Source organism: Stenotrophomonas sp. 05L44_2 (genome assembly GCF_056665995.1).
Genome location: NZ_JBFTNR010000157.1, coordinates 1 through 6,743, shown reverse-complemented (window position 1 = coordinate 6,743; position 6,743 = coordinate 1). Strand labels below are relative to the sequence as shown.

The following is a 6,743-nucleotide window of genomic DNA, read 5'->3' as shown; positions in this document are numbered from 1 at the left end:
CGCTTGGCCTGTCCTTCATGGTGGCCATCATGGAAAGCGTGTACGTCATGACCCGCAAGCAGGTCTGGCGGCAGATGACCCTGTTCTGGGGCRCSCTGTTCGGCATCAACTTCGYCMTSGGCGTGGCCACCGGCCTGRYSATGGARTTCCAGTTCGGCATRAACTGGTCGTACTACAGCCATTACGTGGGTGACATCTTCGGTGCGCCGCTGGCCATCGAAGGCCTGATGGCGTTCTTCCTGGAAGCGACCTTCATCGGCCTGTTCTTCTTCGGCTGGAAGCGCCTGAGCCCGGTCAAGCACCTCACCGTAACCTGGCTGATGGCGCTGGGCACCAACCTGTCGGCGGTGTGGATCCTGATCGCCAACGGCTGGATGCAGAACCCGACCGGTGCGGTGTTCAACCCGGAAACCATGCGCATGGAAGTGGTCGACTTCGCCGCGGTGCTGCTGAACCCGGTGGCGCAGGCCAAGTTCGTGCACACCGTCAGTGCCGGTTACGTGACCGGTGCGATCTTCGTGATGTCCATCAGCGCCCTGTACCTGCTGCGCAACAAGCACAGGGACATGGCCCGCCGTTCGTTCGCGGTCGCCGCGGCCTTCGGCCTGCTGTCCTCGCTGTCGGTGGTGGTGCTGGGYGACGAGAGCGGCTATGCCGCCAGCGAGCACCAGAAGATGAAGCTGGCGGCGATCGAAGCGATGTGGGAGACCGAGCGTGCGCCGGCCGACTTCACCGCCTTCGGCATTCCCAACCAGGACACCCACACCAACGACTACGCGATCAAGATCCCATACCTGATGGGCCTGATCGCCACCCGTTCGCTGGACCAGCCGATTCCGGGCATCCTGGAGCTGGTGGAGCGTGCGGAGCACCGCATCCGCGGTGGCCAGATCGCCTATGGCGCACTGGAACGGGTGAAGAAGGACAAGACCGATCTTGCAGCGCGTGAAATGTTCGATCGCCATTGGCAGGACCTCGGCCATGGCCTGCTGCTGAAGCGTTACCGCGAGGACATCCTCAACGCGACGCCGGAGGAAATCTCCAAGGCCGCGATGGATACCGTACCGCGCGTGGCGCCGCTGTTCTGGACCTTCCGCATCATGGCCGGGTTGGGCTTCTACCTGATCGCCTTCTTCGCGCTGGCCTTCTACTTCTCGTGCCGCAACAACTTCCAGGACAAGCGCTGGTTCCTGAAGCTGGCCGTGTGGAGCCTGCCGGCGCCGTGGATCGCGATCGAATGCGGTTGGTTCGTGGCCGAGTACGGCCGCCAGCCGTGGGCGGTGGATGGCGTGCTGCCCACGTTCTACGCGGCATCGGGCCTGGCACTGCATGAAATCCTGACCACGCTGGCGGTGTTCACCAGCCTGTACACGGTGCTGCTGATCATCGAAATCAAGCTGATGCTGAAGGCGGTCCGCAAGGGCCCGGACGACATCCTGCCGACGCTGCAGGCCGACATCCGCCCTGTTTCCCCCAATGCCGTTGCCCCCGGCCAGGCCTGAGGCAGGAGAATCCAGATGGAATTCATTGCACTTGATTACACCACGCTCCGCGTGATCTGGTGGCTGCTGCTCGGCATCCTGCTGGTCGGCTGGGCCGTCATGGATGGTTTCGACCTCGGCGTCGGCACGCTGCTGCCGTTCGTGGCAAAGACCGATGAAGAACGCCGGCTGGTGATCAACACCGTCGGCCCGGTCTGGGAAGGCAACCAGGTCTGGTTGGTGCTGGGTGGCGGCGCGATCTTCGCCGCATGGCCGCCGCTGTACGCGGTCAGCTTCTCCGGCTTCTACCTGGCGGTGTTTGCGATGCTGTTCGGGTTGATCCTGCGCCCGGTCGGCTTCAAGTACCGCAGCAAGCTGCCGTCCAAGCGCTGGCGCGACAACTGGGACCGCGTGCTGTTCGTCGGTGGCCTGCTGCCGGGCCTGATTGCCGGCGTCGCGGTGGGCAACGTACTGCTGGGTGTGCCGTTCCACTTCGATGACACCCTGCGCGTGACCTACACCGGTTCGTTCTTCGGCCTGCTCACACCGTTCGCGCTCATCGCCGGCCTGATCAGCGTGGCCATGCTGGTGTCGCACGGTGCGGCCATGCTGGTGCTGAAGACCGACGGCCCGGTGGCCGAACGTGCAGCGCGCTATGGCAGCATCGCCGCCATCATCAGCTTCGTGCTGTTCGCCGCTGCCGGCGCCTGGGTGGCCTTCGGCCTGCCGGGCTACCAGATCACTTCGCAGGTGGTGACCGACGGGCCGACCAATCCGCTGCTGAAGACCGCCGAACTGGGGTCCGCCGCAGGTGGCTGGCTGCGCAACTACAGCAGCATGCCGGCAACGCTGGTGTTCCCGGTGCTGGGCCTGCTGGGTGCGCTTGCCAGCGCGGTGCTGCTGCGCGCGCGTCGTGGCGGCCTGGCCTTCATCGCCTCGGGCGCGTCCATTGCCGGCATCATCCTCACCGTCGGCTTTGCGATCTTCCCGTTCCTGCTGCCGTCCTCCAGCCAGCCCACCTCCAGCCTGACCGTCTGGGACAGTTCGTCCAGCCACCTCACGCTGTGGGTCATGCTGCTGGCCACGGCCATCTTCCTGCCGATCATCCTCGCCTACACCACCTGGGTGTACCGCGTGCTGAAGGGCAAGACGACGGTCGAGGACATGGACGACAACCCCAACGCGTACTGATTGCCCGTGTGCCGGCCCAGGGTCGGCACACCCCTCGCACACAGGAGATTGACCATGTGGTATTTCGCTTGGATTCTCGGCGCCGGCCTGGCTTCGGTCGTGGCCATCCTCAACGGGATGTGGTTCGAAGCGCGCGAAAGCGCCCGCGCCGACAAGGAAGTGCGTTGAAACTGTAAAAAAGGGTTGCCGATACGGCCTTCACACCGTATTCTTGGCGGCTCCTTCGGGGTGTAGCTCAGTCTGGTAGAGCGCTACGTTCGGGACGTAGAGGTCGCAGGTTCGAATCCTGTCTCCCCGACCACTTCGGTGGTCGCATTGAAGCCTGGTGAAGTCTTCCAGGCTTTTTTGTTCCCGCAGGAGTCGCTGCCACGGCAGCGAAGCAGAACGGTCTTCCCCCTTGCCGCCATCGGGGGAAATGGCTAGAATAGGCGGCTCCCTTCGGGGTGTAGCTCAGTCTGGTAGAGCGCTACGTTCGGGACGTAGAGGTCGCAGGTTCGAATCCTGTCTCCCCGACCACTCCGGTGGTCACCAAGAAGCCTGGAAGACATCAGTGTCCTCCGGGTTTTTTTGTACCTGGAATCCGGGACACCCGGCTACGCCGCCATCAGCACATGCCGCCGGGGACCCGACCCGGCCCGGCCACGTACAATGGCCGCCACTCCCCCACCTGCCACACCGGCCGCGCCCGGTGCGGGCGCTGCACGCCATTCTGCATGGCGTGCGCCACCTGCAAGGAACACCGCATGACCTCGCCCACCTCCCCTTCGCCATCACTGCTGCACGGGCGCGTGCTGGCGTTCGTCGCGATCCTGCTGGCGGCGGTCAACCTGCGTACCGCCGTCACCTCCATCACCCCGTTGCTGGACGTGCTGGGCCAGCAGTTCGGCTTCGGCACCACCATGACCGGCGTACTGGGCATGCTGCCGACCGCGTCGTTCGCTCTGTTCGGCGTCGCCACCCCGGCGCTGGCACGACGCCTGGGCCTTGAGCGCACCACCCTGCTGGCGATGCTGATGGCTGCCGCCGGCCTGCTGCTGCGCTCCAGCGCCGGCAATGTCGGCACCCTGCTGCTGGGCTCGGTGATCGCACTGGCGGGCATGGGCATCGGCAACGTGGTGGTGCCGCCGTTGGTGAAGCGCTACTTCGCCAACAAGGTCGGCACCATGAGCACGCTGTACATCAGCGTGCTGCAGCTGGGCACGATGATGCCGGCGCTGTTGGCGGTGCCGGTGGCCAACGCCGCAGGCTGGCGGGTGTCGCTGGGCATGTGGGCGCTGCTGGCGCTGGCTGCGACCCTGCCATGGATGCTGCTGGCACGCAGTGCGCCCAGGCCGGTGCTGGACAGCAGCGATCCCACCGCGCAGCCGCACGGCAAGGTCTGGCGTACCTCGTTGGGCTGGAGCATGACGCTGATGTTCGGCATGACCTCGCTGATGACCTATTCGATGTTCACCTGGCTGCCGCGCATCGTGGTCGAAGCCGGCGCCACGCCCGCCTTCGGCGGGGTGATGGTCGCGGTGTTTTCGGCACTGGGCCTGCTGCCATCGCTGGTGATCCCATCGCTGGCGGTGCGCCTGCAGAATCCCTTCCCGCTGGTGCTGATCGGCTTCTCCGCCTTCGTCATCGCCTTCGCCGGCCTGCTGTTCGCCCCGATGAAGGCGCCGTTGCTGTGGGCCTGCCTGCTGGGCGTCGGGCCGTCCACGTTCCCGCTGGCGCTGACCCTGATCAATCTGCGCACGCGCACCCCCACCGGTTCGGCGGCCCTGTCCGGCTTCATGCAGGGCGTGGGCTACAGCTTCAGCTGCCTGGGCCCGTTCCTGGTCGGCTGGCTGCATACCGTCAGCGAGGGCTGGACCCTGCCCTTCGCCTTCCTGTTCGGCTGCGCACTGCTGATGCTGTGCGCCTCGTGGGTGGCCTGCAAGCCGCGCAAGCTGGAAGACCTGTGGTGACCGGACCGGCGGGCTGACGCCCGCCGCCGTGAAGCTGGACCCACACACCCCACTACCGCGATCTACACACCGCCGCCGCAGCAGGTGACGTAGCGTGTCCGAAGCTGACCCGTTATGCGTCCAGAACTGGCCTTGCCAGCAGGATCGCCCCACAGGGCGGCCCCTGGCTGTCCCGTGCCGTTCCAGTGGACGGCAGAAAAGTGTATGCGCGACAACGCGTTGCGACAGGGCTGGCCGGTCATCCAAGGACTCTCCGTCAACAAGGTACGGATAGGAAGTAGGCGCTTTGGCAGAGCGTCAGCTATAGTTGGCATGTGATGTGCGTCACACTTTTGAGCACATCGTTCAGCAATGGATGCTTAGGGGGGTCTCATGGTTGTTCATCGTCCGCTGGCGCTGTGCGTCGGCCTGGCCTGCRCCACTTTGGCGTGCTGGGCCCACGCGGCCTCGCCGCCCACCGTCATCACGCGCGCCGACCGGCTCGCCGAGATCGGGCACTACCGTGACCAGGCACGCTGGGTCGATGCACTGGCAGCGATCGAGCGGGCGCAGCTGCGCGAGCCCAACGACGACCTGCTGTACAAGCTGCAGGTCCTGACCCTGGGCGACATCGGCAACGCCCATCGCGCCTGGCGGCTTTACCAGGCCCGGCCCAACCTGTTCGACCAGGACCAGAAAGCGCGGCTGGAGGCCAACTACGTGGCCAAGCTGGTCAACTGGAGCCTGGCCTACGGGGAAAGCGAAGACACCCGGCTGGACGAGGCCGAGGCTTCGCTGGCGGAAATGGAGCAGTACGTCGAGCGCGATGGCACAACGCAGGCGCAGGCGCCGCTGCGTATCCGCATGGACCGGCTGATCCTGCTCAACCGCCTGGCCCGTCACGCGCAGGTGCGCGACGAGGCGCGGGCGCTGCAGCGCGAAGGCCATGCCCTGCCCGATTACGTGCTGCCAGCCGTAGGCGACTCGCTGATGGCCACCCAGAACCCGGAGGAGGCCATTCCCTTGCTGGAGGCCGCCGCAAAGAACGATCCCTCACGCTTCGAGACACGCTCGGAGCTGGCCTATGCCTATCTGGAAACAGAGCAGGCGGAGAAGGCGGTGGGCTACCTGCAGGCCTGGCAGAAGGACGARCCGGCCTGGCGCTGGGGCGGCGGCAAGACCCCCTTCCAGAACTGGGCGCGTTACGAGGCCGACCTGAACCTGGGGATGGTGCGGGCCTACAGCGGCGACCTGCCCACGGCCCAGCGCGAACTGGAAGCCCTGGTCGAGGTCGGCCCGGGCAATGGCAGCCTGCAGACTTCACTGGGCAGCGTCTACCAGATGCGCGGCTGGCCACGGCGGGCACTTGAGCGCCACCAGATGGCCTATACGCTGGACCCGCGTGACATCGCGCCGCGCCTGGGCATGTACGAATCCTACGTGCAGCTGCAACGCGACGACCTGGCGCGGCCGCTGCATGACGACCTGCTGGCACGCTATCCAAGCCAGCCGGCGGTGCAACGCATGGACCGTGACTGGCGCGCCCATCGCGGCTGGCAGCTGCTGGCCAAGGTCGAGGGTGGCCGCAGTTCCGGCGGTGGCGGCACCTCACCGCTGGGCAACGACGACCTGCACTACGGCGTGGAAGTGGCCTCGCCGGTTCTCAACGACCGCTGGCGCCTGTTTGCCTTCGCCGACCGCCGGTCGGTCAGCTTCCAGGACCAGGACATCGACCCGCTGTGGATCGGTGCCGGCGTGCGCTACCGGTTCGACCGCCTTGATGCCGAGGCAGCGGTGATGCGCCCCAACGACAGCATCGGCGACACCGGCCTGCGCGGCGGCTTCGGCTGGCAGTTCAATGATCGCTGGCACGCCGGCGTGACCGCTGCCCGCAATGATCCGGAAGCCTCGATGCAGGCACGCGTGGCCGGCATCACCGCTGACAGCGTTGCGGTTGCAGTGGACTACACGCGCAACGAGCGCACCCACTGGAGCTTCGGTGGCAGCCAGTTCCGTTACGACGATGGCAACCGCCGCGATACGCTGAACAGTGCGATCGAACAACGGCTGTTGACCCGCCCGCGCCTGTTGATCGATGGCGTGGGCAGCGTCTACACCAGCCGTGGCAGCCGCGACGATGCAC

General features: G+C 66.1%; 5 protein-coding genes and 2 tRNA genes. All 7 read left to right on the top strand.

Going from position 1 to position 6,743, the window contains the following annotated elements; translation table 11 throughout:
- On the top strand, positions 1-1,502 hold a 1,502-nt coding region (locus AC1VAN_RS07490), incomplete at its 5' end, for a cytochrome ubiquinol oxidase subunit I (protein ID WP_480985553.1).
- Positions 1,503-1,517: 15 nt separating this feature from the next.
- Positions 1,518-2,672: a cytochrome d ubiquinol oxidase subunit II gene (gene cydB / locus AC1VAN_RS07485; protein WP_025876453.1), complete on the top strand. Its 1,155-nt coding sequence runs from the start codon at positions 1,518-1,520 to the stop codon at positions 2,670-2,672.
- A gap of 54 nt (positions 2,673-2,726) precedes the next feature.
- The gene (gene cydX / locus AC1VAN_RS07480) at positions 2,727-2,840 is read left to right on the top strand and encodes a cytochrome bd-I oxidase subunit CydX (protein ID WP_025876452.1); all 114 of its coding nucleotides are present in this window, start codon (positions 2,727-2,729) and stop codon (positions 2,838-2,840) included.
- 56 nt (positions 2,841-2,896) lie between these two features.
- Positions 2,897-2,973: transfer RNA gene (locus AC1VAN_RS07475), tRNA-Pro, on the top strand.
- Positions 2,974-3,111: 138 nt separating this feature from the next.
- Positions 3,112-3,188, top strand: a tRNA-Pro gene (locus tag AC1VAN_RS07470).
- Between the two features lie 227 nt (positions 3,189-3,415).
- Entirely contained in the window at positions 3,416-4,621 is a 1,206-nt protein-coding gene (locus tag AC1VAN_RS07465) for a CynX/NimT family MFS transporter (RefSeq protein WP_442251537.1), read from the top strand.
- 372 nt (positions 4,622-4,993) lie between these two features.
- Positions 4,994-6,743: tetratricopeptide repeat protein (locus tag AC1VAN_RS07460; protein WP_480985552.1), on the top strand; the 1,750-nt coding region annotated here is incomplete at its 3' end.